We start from the raw sequence: 17,427 nt of genomic DNA, 5'->3' as shown, positions 1-17,427 counted from the left end.
TCCGGTGATCGGACGGCGCGGCACACGCGCCCCGGCGTCAGCCGAGGCGGTGGGGGAGCGGAGCGGGGTCAGCTCGCCAGACTGAGTCGTGGCTCAGCGGGGCTGACCATCGGCCCGGCCACGACTGGGAGGATCGCTATCTCGCACAGCGATCACCTCCTGCAAGTCGGCCCGGCCGGAACGTCGATGATCGTACACCTGAGCCGACGCCGGGACGCACTCGGCCGACCGGTCGGCGAGCGCTCCACCGCCCGGCCGACGCTGTCTGTCGGTGCGGTCCACCGACCCGCTCCGGCGGCCCGTGCGCACGACAGTCACCAGCACCACGGCGAGCAGGGGAAGCCAGCAGAAGCGGGCCAGCACCCAGCCCGGGCCGTCCGGCGGGGTGTGCAGTCCGGGCAGGGCCAGGCCACCCCGGGCGGTGAGCGCCGTCACCGCGACCAGCACCGGCTGGTGCCACAGGTAGATCCGCACCGCGTTGTGGTTCACCGCGGTCACCGCCCGGCCCGGCAGCGGTCGGGCCAGCAGCCGTTCCCAGCCGGGCCGGGCCAGCAGACCCAGCCCGACCTGGGTGACCGCCAACGCCACCGCCAGCAGCGACGGCGGGTTCAGGTTGGACACCCCGTCCCCGGGCACCCCGACCGCGCTGACCGGGTAGCCCACCGCCAGCAGCACGGCCAGCGCCGCCGCCCCACCGGCCGCCAGCAGGCCGGCCGCCCGCCGCCCGGCCAGACGTCCGTCGGCGTACGCCAGGCCGAGCAGGTACGGCACCGCCCAGGCCGCCACCACGCTGACCGGCACCACAGCCACCCCGTCCGGCAGCAGGCGCACCGCCACGTCGCTCACCGCCACCACGGCCACCGCCGGGACGACGCAGCGGAACACTCCCCACCGGCGTACGGCGGCGCGCAGTGGGCCGCTCACCGCCACCAGGAGCAGCAGCGGCGCCAGGAACCAGAGCGGGCTGACCGCCAGGTGCAGTCCGACCGTGAGCGTGTCGTCGGGCGCGCCCGCCACGGTGGCGATCAGCAGTACGGCCGCGCCGGCGCCCAGCAACGCCACCGTGGGCAGCAGCAGCCGACGCGACCGACGAGCCAGCCACCGACCCGTCCCGCCCCGGTGCCGGGCCAGCGAGCGGGCCGAGCCGAAGCCGGCGGCGAAGAAGAACAGGCCGAGCGTCTGCAACACCCAGGTCATCGGGGCCAGGTCGGGCATCGCGGTCAGCGGGCTGGCCTGGTGCAGCCCGCCGCCGGCGGCCAGCACCAGACCGGTGACCAGCCAGTGCCCGAGCACCACCCCACCGATCGCGTACGCCCGCAGCGCGTCGACCGCGCGGTCGCGGCTCACCTGACGTCCTCGACCGGGCCGGTGCCCAGCACGACCGCCGTGACCGCGACCAGGGTGGCGCTGCCGGTCGCCAGGTAGCCGTCGTGCCCGGACACCCCGTCCACCGGCAGCGGCCGGGCGCCGAACGCCGGATCGCCGGGGCGACGCCCGTAGCCGAGGCCGGGCAGCCGCACCGGTGGCACCCGGCGGATCCAGTCCGACGGGGCCTCGGCCGCCCAGAACCGCAGTCCGTCGCGCAGGTCGGCGGCGCGCTGCACCCCGGCGCCGACGCCACCGAGGCTTACCACGTCGGCGACCTGCGCCGGGGCGTGCGTCGCCGCCAGCGCCGCCACCAACGCCCCGTAGCTGTGCCCGATCACCGTGATCGTCGCGGTGGGACGACGCGCGGCCAGCTCCCGCAGCAGTCCGACCAGCCCGGTCGCCCCGCGCCGGGCGCTGGCGTCGCTGACGGCGGTCAGCACCCCGTCGGGCGGGTCGTAGCCGAGCCAGGCCAGCACCGCTACCCGCGCCGTCGGGTCGGTCGCCCGCACCTGCGCGTAGAGCTGCGTGGCCTGCACCGCCGGCGCCCGCCGCGCCACCCCGCCCAACCCGCTGTCGAAGTCCGCGAGGGTGCTGCCCACCCCGGGCACCAGCACCGCGATCCGGTCCGCGCCGGCCAGGTCGCCGAGCACCTCCACGGCCCGGCCGTCACCGCGCGGGTCGAAGACCAGGAACCGGCGTCCGTCGGCCGCCCAGTCCGCGTACGGGGGGCCGGCCGCGCGCATCGCCGCCGCGCTGACCGGGTACGCCTCGACGAACCCCGCCGCGGCGACCGGCTCGGGTCGGGTGGGCAGGACCAGGTTCACGCCGAGCAGTGCGCTCAGTGCGAAGCGGGCGGCACCTCGTCGTCGCATCAGTTCTCCCTCCGGGTATGTCGTCCGGAGGGAGAGTGCGGGGGCGTACGGGTCGCGGGCGTCGCACCGGGGAGCCGTTTTCCGGCTGGCTCCGGGGGACTACTCGCCGGCGGCGACCAGACCCGTCTCGTACGCCAGCACCACGGCCTGGGCCCGGTCGCGCAGGCCCAGCTTGCCGAGGATCCGCCCCACGTGCGTCTTCACGGTCTGCTCCGCCACCACCAGGTCACCGGCGATCTCCGCGTTGTTGCGACCCCGGGCGATCAACCGCAGCACCTCGGTCTCGCGAGGCGTGAGCCCGGCCAGGTCGGTGGGGCGGGGTCGGCGGCGGTCCGGGCGGGCCGCGAACTCGGCGATCAGCCGACGGGTCACCGCCGGCGCGAGCAGCGCGTCGCCGGCCGCCACCACCCGCACCGCCTGCACCAGGTCGGCCGCCGGAGCGTCCTTGAGCAGGAAGCCGCTGGCGCCGGCCCGCAGCGCCTCGTACACGTAGTCGTCCAGGTCGAACGTCGTGAGGATGAGAACCCGGGGGCGCTGCGCCGACCTGTCGCCCAGCAGTTTGCGGGTGGCCTCCAGCCCGTCCATGACCGGCATCCGCACGTCCATCAGCACCACGTCCGGGTCGAGTCGGCGGGTGGCGGCGACGGCCTGCGCGCCGTCGGCGGCGTCGCCCACCACGAGAAGGTCCGGTTGGGCGGCCAGCAGCGCGCCGAACCCCTGCCGGACCATCGCCTGGTCGTCGGCGATCAGCACCTTGATCATGCGTCCCCGCTCTCCGCCTGGTACGGCAGTTCGGCCGCCACCGCGTAACCGCCGTCGGGCAGCGGCCCGGCGGTGAACGTACCGCCAAGCGAGGTGGCCCGTTCCCGCATGCCGGTCAGCCCGTGCCCCGGGCCGCCGTCGGCGGTCGGTCGGGCGTCGGCCGGGGAGTTCTCGACGCGTACTCCCAGACCGGACCGGTGGGCGCGGACGGTGACGCGCACCGCGGCGCCGGCCGCGTGCCGGGCCGCGTTCGCCAGGCCCTCCTGCACGATGCGGTACGCGGCCAGCCCGACCGGCGCGGGCACCCGCCCGTCCACCGGCGGGTCGACGTCGAGCGTCACCGGCAGTCCGGCGCGGCGGGCGGTGTCCACCATCGCGCCCAGGTCGCCCAGGTCGGGTTGGGGCGCGGTAGGCGGGCCGGTGGCCTCGCTGCGCAGCACCCCCAGCAGCCGCCGCATGTCGGTGAGCGCGTCGCGGGCCGAGCCGGCGATGGCGGCGAACTCGGCGGCTGCCGGCGCCGGCACGTCGGTCAGCCGGTACGGCGCGGTCTCGGCCTGCACGGCGATCAGCGACATGTGGTGGGCCACCACGTCGTGCAGCTCGCGGGCGATCCGGGTGCGCTCCTCAAGCACCGCGCGGCGCTCCTGCTCCCGCTCGCTCAGTTCGGTCTGCGCGGCCAGCGCCCGCCGGGACAGCCGGTTGCGCCGGATCAGGTCACCGACGATCGCCAGCGCCCCGAGCAGCGCCAGGACGGCGGCCCGGTTCTCGGCGTGCACCAGGGTGAGCACCGGCACCGTGGTGATCGCCACCACCCAGGCCAGGACCGGCCGGTCGACCCGCGCGAGGACCACCGCGACCACCGCGACCGACCCGAGCGCCAGCGGCGGCGTCCACGGTCCGGGCAGCCCGGCCGGGGCGTTGAACGTGCAGATCAACAGGGCCAGCACCGTGAGCCGCCAGGCCAGCAGCGGACGCCGGGGCAGCGCCAGCAGCGGCGCCACGGTCATCGCCGCGAACAGCACCGCGATCGGGGGCGGCAGACCCCAGTCGCTCTCCACGGTGAGCGTGATCCAGAAGACGCCGAGCACGGCGAGCAGCCCGACCGGGGCGGCGGGTCGGGCCAGCCGGGGCCAGCGGGCCAGCAGCGGCCGACCGGGCGGGCCGTCCGGCCCCCACAGGGTCTGTCGCAGCGCCCGCAGGGCCGTGGCGATCGGATGCCGGTTCACCATCGGGAGGCTACGGGCCGACCCCGTCGCAGGGCGTGCCACCAGGGGTTGATCCCCGTGTCGTACCACGGTGTGACGCGGCTCCCGTTAGCGCTTACCTACCGGTAACGCCTAGGCTCGCCTGCGACTGAGATCAGCTGAGCAAGGGGGAACTGTGGCCCGTACCGTGCTGGTTACCGGGGGTAACCGGGGGATCGGCCTGGCCATCGCGCAGGCGTTCGCCAAGCAGGGCGATCGGGTGGCGGTCACCCACCGCAGCGGCGACGCCCCCGACGGGTTGTTCGGCGTACGCGCCGACGTCACCGACGCGGCCTCGATCGACGCCGCGTTCACCGCCGTCGAGGCCGAGCTGGGGCCGGTCGAGGTGCTTGTCGCCAACGCCGGCATGACTGACGACACGCTGCTGCTGCGGATGTCCGAGGAGCAGTTCACCGGTGTGGTGGACACCAACCTCACCGGCGCGTTCCGGGTCGCGAAGCGGGCCTCCGGCAAGATGCTGCGGGCCAAGTGGGGCCGCATGATCTTCATCTCCTCGGTGGTGGGCCTCTCCGGCGGCGCCGGTCAGGTCAACTACGCCGCCAGCAAGGCCGGCCTGGTCGGCGTGGCCCGCTCGATCACCCGTGAGCTGGGCAGCCGCAACATCACCGCGAACGTGGTGGCGCCCGGCTTCATCGACACCGACATGACCGCCAGCCTCAGCGACGACCGCAAGGCGGAGATCCGCAAGTCCATCCCGGCCGGCCGGATGGCCAGCCCGGACGAGGTGGCCGCAGTGGTCGCCTGGCTGGCCTCGGACAGCGCCGGGTACGTCTCCGGCGCCGTGATCCCGGTCGACGGTGGCCTCGGCATGGGCCACTGACCTTTTTGACTACGGAGGAAATCTGCGATGTCCGGACTGCTCGCCGGTAAGCGGCTGCTCGTCACCGGTGTGATCACCGAGGCTTCGATCGCCTTCTCGGTGGCGAAACTCGCCCAGGAGAACGGTGCGCAGGTCGTGCTGACCGGCTTCGGACGGCTCTCCCTGGTCGAGCGGATCGCCAAGCGGCTGCCCGAGCCCGCGCCGGTGATCGAGGTCGACGTGACAAACACCGAGCACCTGGCCAGCCTCGCCGACCGGGTCCGCGAGCACGTCGACGGCCTCGACGGCGTGGTGCACTCGATCGGCTTCGCCCCGCAGAGCTGCCTGGGCGGCGGTTTCCTCGACGCCCCCTGGGAGGACGTGGCGACCGCCCTGCACGTCTCCACCTACTCGTACAAGTCGCTGGCCATGGCGGCGCTGCCGCTGATGTCGTCCGGCGGCGCGGTGGTCGGCCTGACCTTCGACGCGACGAAGGCGTGGCCGGTCTACGACTGGATGGGCGTGGCCAAGGCCGGCCTGGAGTCCGCGTCCCGCTACCTCGCCATGCACCTGGGTAAGCAGGGCATCCGCAGCAACCTGGTCGCCGCCGGGCCGCTGCGGACCATCGCCGCGAAGTCGATCCCCGGCTTCGACCAGTTCGAGGAGGCCTGGGCCGAGCGGGCGCCGCTGGGCTGGAGCCTCACCGACCAGGAGCCGGCCGCCCGTGCCTGCCTGGCGCTGCTCTCCGACTGGTTCCCGGCCACCACCGGCGAGATCGTGCACGTCGACGGCGGCTACCACGCCGTCGGTTCCTGACGCCGTTCCGCGACGCTCCCTGGTCGCCGTCCGCGTGATCCACGCGTCCGGACCAGGGGGCGTCGCCGGGCCGTCGCGGCCGAGGGGCGAGAATGACCCCATGGCGTACGACGCGGTGGTGCTGGTGTCCTTCGGCGGGCCCGAACGGCCCGAGGACGTGATGCCGTTCCTGCAGAACGTGACCCGCGGCCGAGGCGTGCCGCCCGAGCGGCTGGCCGAGGTCGCCGAGCACTACCAGCACTTCGGCGGGGTGTCCCCGATCAACCAGCAGAACCGCGAACTGCTGGCCGCCCTCCGCGCCGACTTCGCCGCGCACGGTCTCGACCTGCCCATCTACTGGGGCAACCGCAACTGGGACCCGATGCTCGCCGACACCGTGACGCAGATGCGCGACGACGGGGTGACCCGGGCGCTCGCCTTCGTCACCAGCGCGTACGGCGGCTACTCGTCCTGTCGGCAGTACCAGGAGGACATCGCCGCCGCCCGCGCCGCCGTCGGTCCGGACGCCCCGGTGATCGAGAAGATCCGCCAGTTCTGGGACCACCCCGGCTTCATCGAGCCGCACGTCGACGCCGTCCGCGCCGCGCTGGGCCAGCTCGACCCGGCCCGGCGGGACACCACCCGGCTGGTGTTCACCGCCCACTCCATCCCCACCTCGATGGCGGCCAACGCCGGCCCGCACGGCGGCCGGTACGAGGCGCAACTGCGCGAGGCCGCCGCGCTGGTGGCCGCTGCCGCCGCCCCCGACCTGGCGTACGACCTGGTCTGGCAGAGCCGTTCGGGCCCCCCGCACGTGCCGTGGCTTGAGCCGGACGTCAACGACCACCTGGCCGCCCTCGCCGAGGCCGGCACCACGGGCGTGGTGGTCAGCCCGATCGGGTTCGTCTCCGACCACCTGGAAGTCGTGTGGGACCTCGACACCGAGGCGCTGGAGACGGCCAAGCAGCTCGGCCTGGACTTCGTCCGGGCCGGCACCCCGGGCACCGACAGTCGCTTCGTCACCATGGTCCGAGAGTTGGTCACCGAGCGGACCGACCCGGACGGCGCGCAGCTGCGCCGCCGCCTCGGCGAGCTGCCGATGTGGGACACCTGCCCCACCGTGTGCTGCGTGCCGACCCGCCGTCCGACACCCGCTGGGAGCACCGATGCATGACCGCAAGCCCGTGCAGAGCTGGCTCACCGACATGGACGGCGTGCTGGTGCACGAGGGTCAGCCGGTGCCCGGCGCACCCGAGTTCATCAACCGGATGCGCGCCTCCGGCAAGCCGTTCCTGGTCCTGACCAACAACTCGATCTACACGCCGCGGGACCTGACGGCCCGGTTGAGCCGGATGGGCCTGGACGTGCCGGAGGAGTCGATCTGGTCGTCCGCCCTGGCCACCGGCCAGTTCCTCGCCGACCAGCGGCCGGGCGGCACGGCGTACGTCATCGGGGAGGCCGGCCTGACCACGGCGCTGCACGCGGTCGGCTACGTGCTCACCGACTTCGCCCCGGACTACGTGGTGCTCGGTGAGACCCGCACCTACAGCTTCGAGGCGATCACCAAGGCGGTGCGGCTGATCAACGACGGGGCCCGGTTCATCTGCACCAACCCCGACGTCACCGGCCCGTCCGTGGAGGGCGCGCTGCCCGCCGCCGGCTCGGTCGCCGCCATGATCTCCAAGGCGACCGGGGTGGAGCCGTACTTCGTCGGCAAGCCCAACCCGATGATGATGCGCTCCGCGCTGAACACCATCAACGCGCACTCGGAGACCACCGCGATGATCGGCGACCGGATGGACACCGACATCCTCTGCGGCCTGGAGGCCGGGCTGGAGACCATCCTGGTGCTCACCGGCATCAGCAGCCGCACCGAGGCGGAGCGCTATCCGTACCGCCCGTCCCGGATCATCAACTCGGTCGCCGACCTGCTCGACGAGATCTGACGGCGCACGCGCCACGCTGGGGCGGCGATGATCGCGCGGTAACCGGGATGCAGTGGTCATTTCCGCGCCGGAGGCCACCACATCCGGGTTCGAGCGCGATCATGTCGGCGGTCGGCGGTCGGCGGGTCAGGGGCGTAGCGGTGCGTTGCAGGCGGCGACCAGCGCCTGCCGGCAGGCAGTGGTGAGCGGGCGCAGGGCGGCGTCGCGCTGTTGGGCCTCGTAGTTGTTGATCGCGCCACCGGGGGCGGCATGCCCGGCCAGCGCGAGCACCCGGTCCAGCACGGCGGCCCGGGCGAAGAGCCGGCGCGCCCGCGGGTCGAAGCCGGGCGGCAGGTCGGTGGCGCCGTCCGGGCGGCGCAGCGCGGCAAGCGCTCCGGCCAACTCGGGCCGCCACTGGGCCACGTCGAGGCGGGTCAGCGCGGCAGTCGTCTCGGCCAGCGCGGCGGCCAGCTCCGCCTCGGCCTCGGCGGCGCCGGGCAGCGACAGCGAGGCCGCCGGGGCGTTGGCCGGCAGCGGGTACACCCGCCACAGCACCGTCTCGAAACAGTCCCCCGAGCCGGACGTGTGGCTGCGGACCTGCGGAATCAGGCCCAGCCCACCGGCCACCACCGCCTCGCCCGCCACCAGCGCCGCCCCGGCGAAGTCCCCGGGACCGGGCAGACCCCGTGGGTCGCCCGGCGCGGGCAGCACCAGACGGATCTCGTCGGGGGAGAGCTTGGCCAGGGTGGGCAGCGCGGCGCCCAGCGGGACGTCGGTCCAGGTGCCGGGGGCGTCCGCGACGAGATGCTCCTCGTCACCGGCGATGGCGTCGGCGACCTCGTCGTACGGCACCAGCCCGGCGCGCCACGCGCGCACCCAGGCAACGAACCGGCTCGACCGGCGCGGCGCAAGCGTGGCCGCGCCCGTTGCGGGGGTGGACATGCCGAAAGGGTACGTGGTCATCGGTGGCCCTGTCTCGACTGCCGCTCCGGCCGCCCTGCCTGCCCCGAACTGCCCCCTTCGCCCCACCCGCTCCCGCGCTGCCCCGCCTCCCGCCGCCCGTGGCACGCGTGCCGGTGTGTCGGGGTGAACGGGTCGGAGGGGCGGGGTTAGCGTGATCGACATGGCGGGGCGATACGGCGAGGACGTGCTGGCGGGGGACTGGCGGCGGCGGAAGGTCACCCCCGAGGTGGACGCCGAACCGGAACTCGTGGTGGAGGACGCCGACTCCGGGTTCTGCGGCGCGGTGGTGGGCTTCGAGGCGGGCGCCGTGGTGTTGGAGGACCGACACGGTAAACGGCGCAACTTCCCGCTGCTGCCCGCGGCGTTCCTGCTCGACGGCCGTCCGGTGACACTGCGCCGCCCGAGCCGCGCGCCGGTGCCGGCGGCCCGTCGACGTACCGCGTCCGGCTCGGTGGCGGTGGACAACGTTCGCGCCCAGGTGGCCAAGGCCAGCCGGATCTGGGTGGAGGGCATCCACGACGCCGCGCTCGTCGAGCGCATCTGGGGCGACGACCTGCGGATCGAGGGCGTGGTCGTGGAGCCGCTGGACGGCATCGACGACCTCGACGCCGCGGTGCGCGATTTCGGCCCCGCGCCCACCCGGCGGCTGGGTGTGCTTGTCGACCATCTCGTGCCGGGCAGCAAGGAGAGCCGGATCGTGGCCCGGGTGAACTCGTCGTACGTGCTGGTGACCGGCCACCCGTACGTCGACGTGTGGCAGGCGGTCAAGCCGGCGGCGCTGGGCATCGCGGCGTGGCCGGTGGTGCCACCAGGGCGCCCGTGGAAGGAGGGGGTGTGCGCGGCTCTCGGGGTGGCCGAGCCGGCCGACATGTGGCGACACATCCTGTCCCGGGTCAACACTTTCGCCGATGTCGAGACCCCCTTGATCAACGCCATGGAACGCCTCATCGACTTCGTCACCGAGCCAGCCTGACCCGCTTGCCCGCCCGCGCCGCCCGCCGGCGACGACGCTGCGGGCGGGCGGCGCGGGTGACGCGGCGCGGGGTGGCGGGTGGGTGCTCAGGGCTCCTGGTCGGGGCTGCGGGTGTAGACGAAGGTGGCGATGTCCAGCGCGACCGCCCGGCCGTGCGCGTCGCGGCACACCGTGAGGATCTCGCCGTCCTGTCCGCCGGTCCGGCCCCGCCACCGGTCCGTGCCCTCGGCGACGAAGCGGAGGTTCGGCGCGCCGACCGGTCCGGCGTGCAGGTCGCCGGCGGCGTCCGCGTACACCTCGATGGCGGTGCCCATCCACCACCAGCGGCCGGCCAGCTCGGCGAGTTCGGCGGGCGGTGGGGCGGCGGCCGGTCGCCACGGGGTGACCGGTGCGGGTTCGGCGTCCAGCACCAGGGTGAGCAGTTGTCGGCTCAGCGCGCCGAGGTAACCGGTGCGGAAACCGTACGAGTTGGCGAAGCCCACGACCGCGGTGCGGCTGGGCCGGTGCACGGCAAGCGAGGCGACGTAGCCGGGCATGGAGCCGCCGTGTCCGACGTACACCCGGTCGCCCTCCCGGAACAGCTCCAGCCCGAGGCCGTGGCCGTGTCTCCAGGACTCGTGGTCGCTGATCACCACGGGGGAGCACATCTCGGTAAGCGTCTCGGCGGCCAGCACCGACGGGTCGGGGTCGGCCAGGAACGCGGCCCAGCGGCCCAGATCCTCGATCGTCGACCAGAGCTGCCCGGCCGGGGCCATCGCCCCGGTGTCGGTGCGCGGCTCCTCGCGCAGGGTGTCGTGCCAGGGGTGCACGACGTAGCCGCGGGCGAACGGCTCGGTGGCCGCGTACGTGGTGCGGCGCAGGCCCAGCGGAGTGAGGATCCGCTCGGCGAGCAGGTCGGCCCAGGGCGTCCCGGTGAGTCGTTCGAGGACGCCGCCGAGCAGCCCGTACGCCAGGTTGCAGTAGTGGTAGATGGTGTATGGCGGATAGGCGATCTTGTCGGGAGTGATCCCGGCGAGCAGGGTGGTGAGGTCGACGCCGGCGGCCCGTTCCCACCAGTCGCCCTCGGGTTCACGCTGCATGCCGCTGGCGTGCGCGAGCAGTTGGCGCAGGGTGAGGGCGCCGACGCCGGTGCCCGGCAGGTGCCGCTCCAGCGGGTCGTCCACGGCGAGCCGGCCGGCGTCGCGCAACTGCATGATCAGGGTCGCGGTCATGGTCTTGCTGATCGAGCCCAGCCGGTACTGGAGATCGACGTCCGGGCGGGGGTGCTCGCCGGCGGTGGCCAGGTGCGCCAGCGCGCCGTCGCGCACCACGCCCAGCACCAGCGAGGGGACGTGGCCGTCGGCCTGGGCCTGCGCGACCAGGGCGTCGATCTGCCGGGCGGTCTCGGGCAGCAGGGTCAAGGGGACCTCCTCGGGTTGGGCCACCGATTCGTGGTGTTTCGGCGGGCCGGAAAGGGCCTGGCCGAGCCTACTGATCTTTGCGGGGAGGCCGTGCGTGCATTTGCGTGTCACGATCAGGGGGTGGACGCGGTGGTGTGGATCGTTTTGGGTGTGGTGCTGGCGGTCGCCGAGATCTTCACGACGACGCTCTTTCTCATCATGTTCGGGCTCGGTGCGTTCGCCGCCGCCGGTGCCGCCGCCCTGGGCGCGCCGGTGGCCGTGCAGGCTCTGGTCTTCGCGGTGGTGTCCGCGTTGAGTCTGGTGGTGGCCCGTCCGGTCATCCGGCGGCATCGCCGTTCGGCGCTGGAGAGCGGCGAGCAGCCGTTCGGCGTGGAGGCGATCGAGGGCTCCAGCGCCCTCGTGCTGGAGCGGGTGGACGCCGACCACGGCCTCGTCAAGATCGACGGGGAGCTGTGGACCGCCCGGCCGTACGACACGATGCAGACCTTCGAAGCCGGTCAGCGGGTTCGGGTGATAAAAGTCCGGGGCGCGACCGCCCTGGTCTGGCAGGACGATGTTTCTTCCGCCGGCGAGTTGCCGGAAGCGAGAGGGTGAACGGGATGACGATACTCGGCGTGCTGGTGATCGCGGTGGCGTTGATCGCCGTGATAACGCTGGCCAAGGCGGTGCGGATCGTGCCGCAGCAGCGCCAGGACGTGGTGGAACGGCTCGGTAAGTACAAGCGCACCCTCAACCCCGGCCTCAACCTGCTGGTGCCGTTCATCGACGCCGTACGCACCAAGGTCGACATGCGGGAGCAGGTCGTCAGCTTCCCGCCGCAGCCGGTGATCACCTCGGACAACCTGGTGGTCTCGATCGACACGGTCCTCTACTTCAAGGTGGTCGACTCGGTCCGGGCGACCTACGAGATCTCCAGCTTCCTCCAGGCCATCGAGCAGCTCACCGTCACCACGCTGCGGAACGTGATCGGCTCCCTCGACCTGGAGCGGGCGCTGACCAGCCGGGACGAGATCAACAGGCACCTGTCCGGCGTGCTGGACGAGACCACCGGCCGGTGGGGCATCAAGGTGACCCGGGTCGAGATCAAGGCGATCGAGCCGCCGGCCAGCATCCGTGACTCGATGGAGAAGCAGATGCGCGCCGAGCGGGACCGTCGCGCGGCGATCCTGACCGCCGAGGGGCACAAGCAGTCGGTGATCCTCACCGCCGAGGGTGACAAGCAGTCGGCGGTGCTGCGGGCCGACGGTGACCGGCAGGCCCGGATCCTGCAGGCCGAGGGTCAGGCGAAGGCGATCCGGACGGTCTTCGACGCGATCCACCAGGCCAACCCGAGCCAGAAGGTGCTCGCCTACCAGTACCTGCAGGCTCTGCCGCAGATCGCCCAGGGCAGCGCCAACAAGGTCTGGATCATCCCGGCCGAGCTGACCAAGGCCCTGGAGGGCATGGGTGGCGCGCTCGGGGGGCTCAGCCAGATGGTGGGGGACCTGCCCTCGCCGGAGGCTGCCGACCACGCGAGCCAGGTGGAGCGCGAGGCCGCGGAGGCGGCGCAGGCCGCGGCGGACGCCGCCCAGCAGATCCACGACGAGGTACGCGTCGCCGAGGCGCAGGCCACCGGTGGCAACAAGCCGCAGGGGCTGCCCGCGCCGGAGCCGGTCACCCCGGCCAGCCTGACCGAGGACCCGGCCGACCAGCGCGAGCGCGGCTGATCCAGTCCGCCGCCGCTCGGCGGGGTAAATGCGAGAAAGACTCATGGGGCGCTCCGATGCCTGCCACGATCGGTCCTAGGACGGGTGGTGACCAGGCAATCGGGGCGCCCCGGCGCGTCTCGCACCGCTCGCGGACGAGCGAGGTGACGCATGAAGGATCCGGCGAATCGGATGTGGTCCTCGGCCCCGGTGCCCGGCGCGCACGACCCGGCCGCCCCACTGGGCTCCCGGAGCACCGGCGGTGGATTCGGCGTACTGCCCTTCGTGGGCGAGCCGACCCCGGCCGGACCGGCCACGAACGCCAGCTGGGCCTGGTCGGTACGCCGGTTCGCGCGGGCCGCGGTGTGGCTGCTGCCCGCGTACGCCATCCTCTACGGCGCGGTGGCGATGGCCAGCGACGGCGGGGTGGGGAACGACCCCTATCCGGCCGACGGCCGTGCCGTGTACCTGATCGGCTGGGTGGCCGCGGTCTGGCTCGGCCTGCTCGCGCTGCTGGCCCTCACCGGCCTGCTGGCCGCCACGCGCAGCCGCCGGGTGGCCGCCGCCGGGCTGCTGGTCAGCATCGCCGGCACTGTGCTGATGTTGCCCTTCGCCGGGCTGGAGGAGCAGACGCCCGTCTTCGGGACCACCGCGCGGTCGCTGGTCCTGCTCGGCGCGACCTTCTACAGCGTGGGCTGGTTCCTCACTGGGTGGGCGGTGGCCCGCTCGGGCACCTTCAGCCTCGGTGACGGCGTCATGCTGATCATCGCCGCGCCGCTGCTCGGCCTGGGCGGTGCCCTGATCGGCTCACTCCAGACGTTCGGCGCGATCTTCGTGCTGATCGCCGGCATCGGCATCGGCTACCGCTCCGGCCGCCTGATGCCCCGCGAAACCGCAAGAGACGCCGCCGCAGCCAGCCTAAATACCCCAACCCCCTAAAACCCACCCGGCCCTGCGCCCGGCCCCGCGCGCCGGCCGTCCCACCCCGGTGATCATGAGGTTGACGGGCGGTTCTCTGATCAAACTCCCCGCTAACCCCATGATCACCGGGGTGGTTGGGGGTTGGGGGAGGGGTTGGGGGTTGGGGTGGGGGGATGGGCGTGAAGTTGGTGACAATCGCGGGGTGGGGGTGGTCGGTTGGCGGTTTTTGTGGCAATCCTGGGGAGCATGGCCGCCTCTCGCTCGCCGCTGTCGCGGCTGTTCACCGTGCTGCTCGCCGGCGTGTTGGCCGGGCTTGCCCTGGCTGTCGCCGCGCTGCCCGGCAACCTGCTGGTCGGGTTCGCCGCGCGCGCCGCGATCGGGTCGTACGCCGCGTTGCCGGCCTCGCTGAAGACGCCGGCCACCCCGCAGCGCTCGTATCTCTACGCCAATGACGGCAAGACGCTGCTCACCACGTTCTACGACGTGAACCGCACCGACGTCGCGCTGGCGGACATCGCCCCGGTGATGCGGCAGGCGATCGTGGCCGCCGAGGACCGGCGGTTCTACGACCACGGCGGCGCGGACCTGCGCGGCCTGGCCCGGGCGCTGGTCGCCAACGTCAAGGGCGGCGGCACCGAGCAGGGCGGCTCCACGCTGACCATGCAGTACGTCCGCAACGTCCTCAAGACCGACCCCACCCGCACGCCGGAGGAGCGCGCCGCCGCCACCGACCCCACCGTCGGGCGCAAGCTCCAGGAGATCCGGTACGCGGGCGCGCTGGACAAGAGCCTCGGTAAGGACGAGATCCTCAACCGGTACCTGAACATCGCCTACTTCGGCGCGGGGGCGTACGGGATCGCGGCGGCCAGCCAGCGCTACTTCGGCAAGCCGCCGGCGAAGCTGACCCTGGCCGAGTCGGCGTTGCTCGCCGGCCTGGTGCAGTCCCCGGACGCGTACAGCCCGATCGGTGGCGACAAGGACGAGGCGCTGACCCGTCGGTCGTACGTGCTGGACTCGATGGTCGCCACCGGCGCGATCACCGCCGTCCAGGCCGCGCAGGCGAAGGCCGAGCCGCTGACCCTGCACCCGACCGCGCAGCCCAACGGCTGCACCGCCGTCGCCCAGGGCCACGACGACTGGGGCTACTTCTGTGACTATCTGCGCCAGTGGTGGCTGACCCAGCCGGCCTTCGGCGCCACCACCGCCGAGCGCGAGCAGGCCCTGCGCTCGGGCGGCTACACGGTCGTCACCTCGCTGGACCCGCAGGTCCAGGCCACCGCCCAGCAGCAGGCCACCAAGGTGTACGGCTACGACAACAAGCGCGCCCTGCCGATCGCGGCTGTGCAGCCGGGCACCGGGCAGGTGCTGGCGATGGCGGTCAACAGGCACTACAGCCTGGCCGACAACCCCGCCGGGCAGGCGAACTACCCGAACACCGTCAACCCGTTGATCTCCGGCGGGGCCAGTGTCGACGGGTACCAGGCGGGTTCGACGTTCAAGCTGTTCACCATGCTCGCCGCGCTCGAGTCGGGCCGTACCCTCTCCACCGGGTTCGACGCCCCCGCCAAGCTGCCCACCCGGTACGCGGCCGAGGGGCCGGGCAGTTGCGACGGGCACTGGTGCCCGGCGAACGCCAACCCGGACTGGATGGACGGGTACCGGATGATGTGGGACGGCTTCGGCCGTTCGGTGAACACCTACTTCGTCTGGCTGGCCGAGCAGGTCGGCCAGGACAAGGTGGTCGAGATGGCGCAGCGGCTCGGCATCACCTTCCGCGCCGACTCGGACGCCTCCTTCGCCAAGGACAACGCCGCGAACTGGGGGTCGTTCACCCTGGGCGTCGCCGCCACCACGCCGCTGGACCTGGCCAACGCGTACGCCACGGTGGCCGCCGAGGGCACGTACTGCACGCCGGTGCCGGTGGTCTCGGTGACCGACGCGAAGGGCGCGAAGGTGCCGGTCGGTCAGCCGTCCTGCAAGAGGGTCCTCGACGCCGACGTGGCGCGCGCCGCGACGGACGCGGCCCGCTGCCCGGTGGGCCAGCAGTCGCCGTACGGGCAGTGCAACGGCGGCACCGCCACCGGCGTGAACGACATCCTCGGCGGGCGGCCGGTGGCCGGTAAGACGGGCAGCTCGGAGGAGAACGCCACGGAGACGTTCGTCGGCTTCACCCCGCAGGTCGCGGTGGCCGGCATCGCCGCCAACCCGGACGACCCGGCCGACTCGGTGGGCTCGGCGGTGCAGAGCAAGGTGATCGACGCGGTCGCCCGGGTCATCGCCACGGCGGTGAAGGGGCAGCCGGAGAAGGCGTTCGCCGCGCCCAGCAAGGAGCTGGCCGGCGAGCCCCGCCGCCCGGTCGAGCGCCCCGCCGTCCCGGACCGCGGGCAGCAGCCCACCCAGGACCCGCGTTCGGCTCTCCAACGCTGGCTCGACCGCCGGGGCTGACCCCGGATTCAGTGACGGCGGCCTGGCCCACCTCGGGCCGGGCCGCCGTGCTCTTCCCGCAGGACCGTTGGCTGGCGTCGGTCGCTCCGAGGTCACCGCCGTGGCCGGCGGGACCTCGGAGTGCGACTCGACCGGGCCCAGACTCAGCCGTTGGTGGAGGCTGCCGAGATGGCGGCGCGCACCTGCCGGGCGAAACCGGCGACGGTGAAGTCCGGTGCCAGGCTGTCGACCAGGATGATGTCCGAGACCGCGTTGTTCGTCCGCAGCGGCAGGATCGCCCGGTACTCGGGCGAGTTGTACCAGTTCTCGGCGTCGGCGCGGGTGGGGAACTCCATCAGGACGACGGAGCCGGGCCAGGTGCCCTCGACCACGTCCACGTCGCCCTGGGCGAGCCACTTGCCGCCGTACGGGTGCACGGTCGCCTCGACCTGCTCCAGGTACGACAGCCCCGCCTCGTTCGGGATGCCGCCGGGGATGCGCAGGTGATTGATCAGGTAGGTGCTCATGGGGATCTCCAGTGCTCGTGCTTTAGATGACGCTCATAATCTAACCGAGCCTCGCCGTTGCGACAAGTTTTGGATTAGGGTCGTCCTCTATAATCGAGGGGTCGAGCGGTGAGCACGTGAGGGAGGAAGAGCGATGGGCAGAACGTCACGTGCCGAAGCGGCGAGGCACCGCGAGGAGGTGGTGGCCGTCACCTCACGGCTGCTGCGTGAACGCGGCACGGCGGGCATGAGCGTGCAGGACCTCATGGGTGCCGCCGGACTGACCCACGGAGGCTTCTACAAGCATTTCAGCTCCAAGGACGAGTTGCTGGGCATTGCCGCCACGACGGCGTTCGGCGAACTCCTGGCCCTGCTGGACCAGTTCTCCGACGACCTACCCGACCGGTCGGAAGCGCGAAGCGCGCTGCTGCGGCACTACCTGTCACCCGAGCATCGCGACACACCCGGCACCGGATGTGCCAACACCGCGCTGGCCGCCGACGCCGCCCGGGCATCCGCCGACAGCCCGCTCCGTACGTCGTACGCGGTGGGTCTTCAGGAGACCGTGAAGCGCATGACGGACCTCGCGGAGGCGCCCGGCCGAGACGGAACCGAGGCCCGGCGGCGCGCGCTCGTCGACCTCGCGACGATGGTCGGTGCGCTCACGCTGGCCCGCGCGACGGGTCAGACGCCCCTGTCGGAGGAGATCCTCCAGACCGCGCAGGAAGCCCTGTCGAGCCCGGCCAGCGACCGGCGGGACTGACCCGCT

Annotated in this window: 17 protein-coding genes; 10 read left to right on the top strand and 7 right to left on the bottom strand. The window is 73.1% G+C overall.

Annotation, left to right across the window (positions count from 1 at the left end; all coding sequences use genetic code 11):
• Window positions 1-93: 93 nt before the first annotated feature.
• From MILUP08_RS24095 to MILUP08_RS24080, 4 genes are all read right to left on the bottom strand, one after another.
• Window positions 94-1,347 (bottom strand): acyltransferase family protein, encoded by a 1,254-nt coding sequence (locus MILUP08_RS24095; RefSeq protein WP_007462559.1) that lies wholly within the window; start codon window positions 1,345-1,347, stop codon window positions 94-96.
• Window positions 1,344-2,240 carry an alpha/beta hydrolase gene (locus tag MILUP08_RS24090; RefSeq protein WP_007462557.1) on the bottom strand — a complete coding sequence of 299 codons (897 nt, stop codon included), beginning with the start codon at window positions 2,238-2,240 and terminating at the stop codon, window positions 1,344-1,346. The genes MILUP08_RS24095 and MILUP08_RS24090 overlap by 4 nt, the downstream gene beginning before the upstream one ends.
• Window positions 2,241-2,339: 99 nt before the next feature.
• Window positions 2,340-3,002, bottom strand: a complete 663-nt coding sequence (locus MILUP08_RS24085) for a response regulator (RefSeq protein WP_007462555.1) — start codon at window positions 3,000-3,002, stop codon at window positions 2,340-2,342.
• Window positions 2,999-4,228, bottom strand: coding sequence for a sensor histidine kinase (locus MILUP08_RS24080; protein WP_144057007.1), 1,230 nt, complete (start codon window positions 4,226-4,228; stop codon window positions 2,999-3,001). The genes MILUP08_RS24085 and MILUP08_RS24080 overlap by 4 nt, the downstream gene beginning before the upstream one ends.
• Window positions 4,229-4,382: 154 nt before the next feature.
• Between MILUP08_RS24080 and fabG the strand changes: the two genes are divergently transcribed.
• The 4 genes from fabG to MILUP08_RS24060 all read left to right on the top strand — a co-directional run bounded on the left by fabG (window position 4,383) and on the right by MILUP08_RS24060 (window position 7,807).
• Window positions 4,383-5,087 carry a 3-oxoacyl-ACP reductase FabG gene (gene fabG, locus MILUP08_RS24075; RefSeq protein WP_007462552.1) on the top strand — a complete coding sequence of 235 codons (705 nt, stop codon included), beginning with the start codon at window positions 4,383-4,385 and terminating at the stop codon, window positions 5,085-5,087.
• 27 nt (window positions 5,088-5,114) lie between these two features.
• Window positions 5,115-5,882: an enoyl-ACP reductase FabI gene (gene fabI, locus MILUP08_RS24070; RefSeq protein WP_007462550.1), complete on the top strand. Its 768-nt coding sequence runs from the start codon at window positions 5,115-5,117 to the stop codon at window positions 5,880-5,882.
• Between the two features lie 100 nt (window positions 5,883-5,982).
• Window positions 5,983-7,035, top strand: coding sequence for a ferrochelatase (locus MILUP08_RS24065; protein ID WP_007462548.1), 1,053 nt, complete (start codon window positions 5,983-5,985; stop codon window positions 7,033-7,035).
• Window positions 7,028-7,807, top strand: a complete 780-nt coding sequence (locus MILUP08_RS24060) for an HAD-IIA family hydrolase (protein ID WP_007462546.1) — start codon at window positions 7,028-7,030, stop codon at window positions 7,805-7,807. The genes MILUP08_RS24065 and MILUP08_RS24060 overlap by 8 nt, the downstream gene beginning before the upstream one ends.
• 126 nt (window positions 7,808-7,933) lie before the next feature.
• Here MILUP08_RS24060 and MILUP08_RS24055 read toward each other — a convergent pair whose 3' ends face one another.
• Window positions 7,934-8,728 (bottom strand): hypothetical protein, encoded by a 795-nt coding sequence (locus MILUP08_RS24055; protein WP_039908695.1) that lies wholly within the window; start codon window positions 8,726-8,728, stop codon window positions 7,934-7,936.
• Window positions 8,729-8,909: 181 nt separating this feature from the next.
• On the opposite strand from MILUP08_RS24055, the gene MILUP08_RS24050 reads away from it, so the two are divergent.
• On the top strand, window positions 8,910-9,722 hold the full coding sequence (locus MILUP08_RS24050) for a DUF3097 domain-containing protein (protein ID WP_007462543.1): 813 nt from the start codon (window positions 8,910-8,912) through the stop codon (window positions 9,720-9,722).
• Between the two features lie 86 nt (window positions 9,723-9,808).
• On the opposite strand, the gene MILUP08_RS24045 is transcribed toward MILUP08_RS24050, so the two are convergent.
• Window positions 9,809-11,122: a serine hydrolase domain-containing protein gene (locus tag MILUP08_RS24045; RefSeq protein WP_007462541.1), complete on the bottom strand. Its 1,314-nt coding sequence runs from the start codon at window positions 11,120-11,122 to the stop codon at window positions 9,809-9,811.
• A gap of 120 nt (window positions 11,123-11,242) precedes the next feature.
• Between MILUP08_RS24045 and MILUP08_RS24040 the strand changes: the two genes are divergently transcribed.
• The 4 genes from MILUP08_RS24040 to MILUP08_RS24025 all read left to right on the top strand — a co-directional run bounded on the left by MILUP08_RS24040 (window position 11,243) and on the right by MILUP08_RS24025 (window position 16,173).
• On the top strand, window positions 11,243-11,716 hold the full coding sequence (locus MILUP08_RS24040) for an NfeD family protein (protein ID WP_039908694.1): 474 nt from the start codon (window positions 11,243-11,245) through the stop codon (window positions 11,714-11,716).
• Between the two features lie 5 nt (window positions 11,717-11,721).
• Window positions 11,722-12,828: an SPFH domain-containing protein gene (locus MILUP08_RS24035; RefSeq protein ID WP_039908693.1), complete on the top strand. Its 1,107-nt coding sequence runs from the start codon at window positions 11,722-11,724 to the stop codon at window positions 12,826-12,828.
• Window positions 12,829-12,978: 150 nt separating this feature from the next.
• Window positions 12,979-13,746 carry a hypothetical protein gene (locus MILUP08_RS24030; protein WP_007462534.1) on the top strand — a complete coding sequence of 256 codons (768 nt, stop codon included), beginning with the start codon at window positions 12,979-12,981 and terminating at the stop codon, window positions 13,744-13,746.
• A 228-nt stretch (window positions 13,747-13,974) separates the two neighbouring features.
• A complete protein-coding gene (locus tag MILUP08_RS24025) occupies window positions 13,975-16,173 on the top strand; it encodes a transglycosylase domain-containing protein (RefSeq protein WP_039906547.1) in 2,199 nt (732 codons plus the stop codon).
• A 143-nt stretch (window positions 16,174-16,316) separates the two neighbouring features.
• Here the strand turns inward: MILUP08_RS24025 and MILUP08_RS24020 are convergent, their stop codons facing one another.
• Complete coding sequence (locus MILUP08_RS24020; RefSeq protein ID WP_007462531.1) at window positions 16,317-16,679, bottom strand: DUF1330 domain-containing protein; 363 nt, start codon at window positions 16,677-16,679, stop codon at window positions 16,317-16,319.
• Window positions 16,680-16,812: 133 nt separating this feature from the next.
• Between MILUP08_RS24020 and MILUP08_RS24015 the strand changes: the two genes are divergently transcribed.
• Window positions 16,813-17,421 (top strand): TetR/AcrR family transcriptional regulator, encoded by a 609-nt coding sequence (locus MILUP08_RS24015; protein WP_007462528.1) that lies wholly within the window; start codon window positions 16,813-16,815, stop codon window positions 17,419-17,421.
• The last annotated feature ends 6 nt before the right edge of the window (window positions 17,422-17,427 follow it).

Source organism: Micromonospora lupini str. Lupac 08 (assembly GCF_000297395.2).
GTDB classification, from domain to species: domain Bacteria; phylum Actinomycetota; class Actinomycetes; order Mycobacteriales; family Micromonosporaceae; genus Micromonospora; species Micromonospora lupini.
Note: the sequence above shows the minus strand (reverse complement) of the source record. Positions and strands in the feature narration are given on the sequence as shown.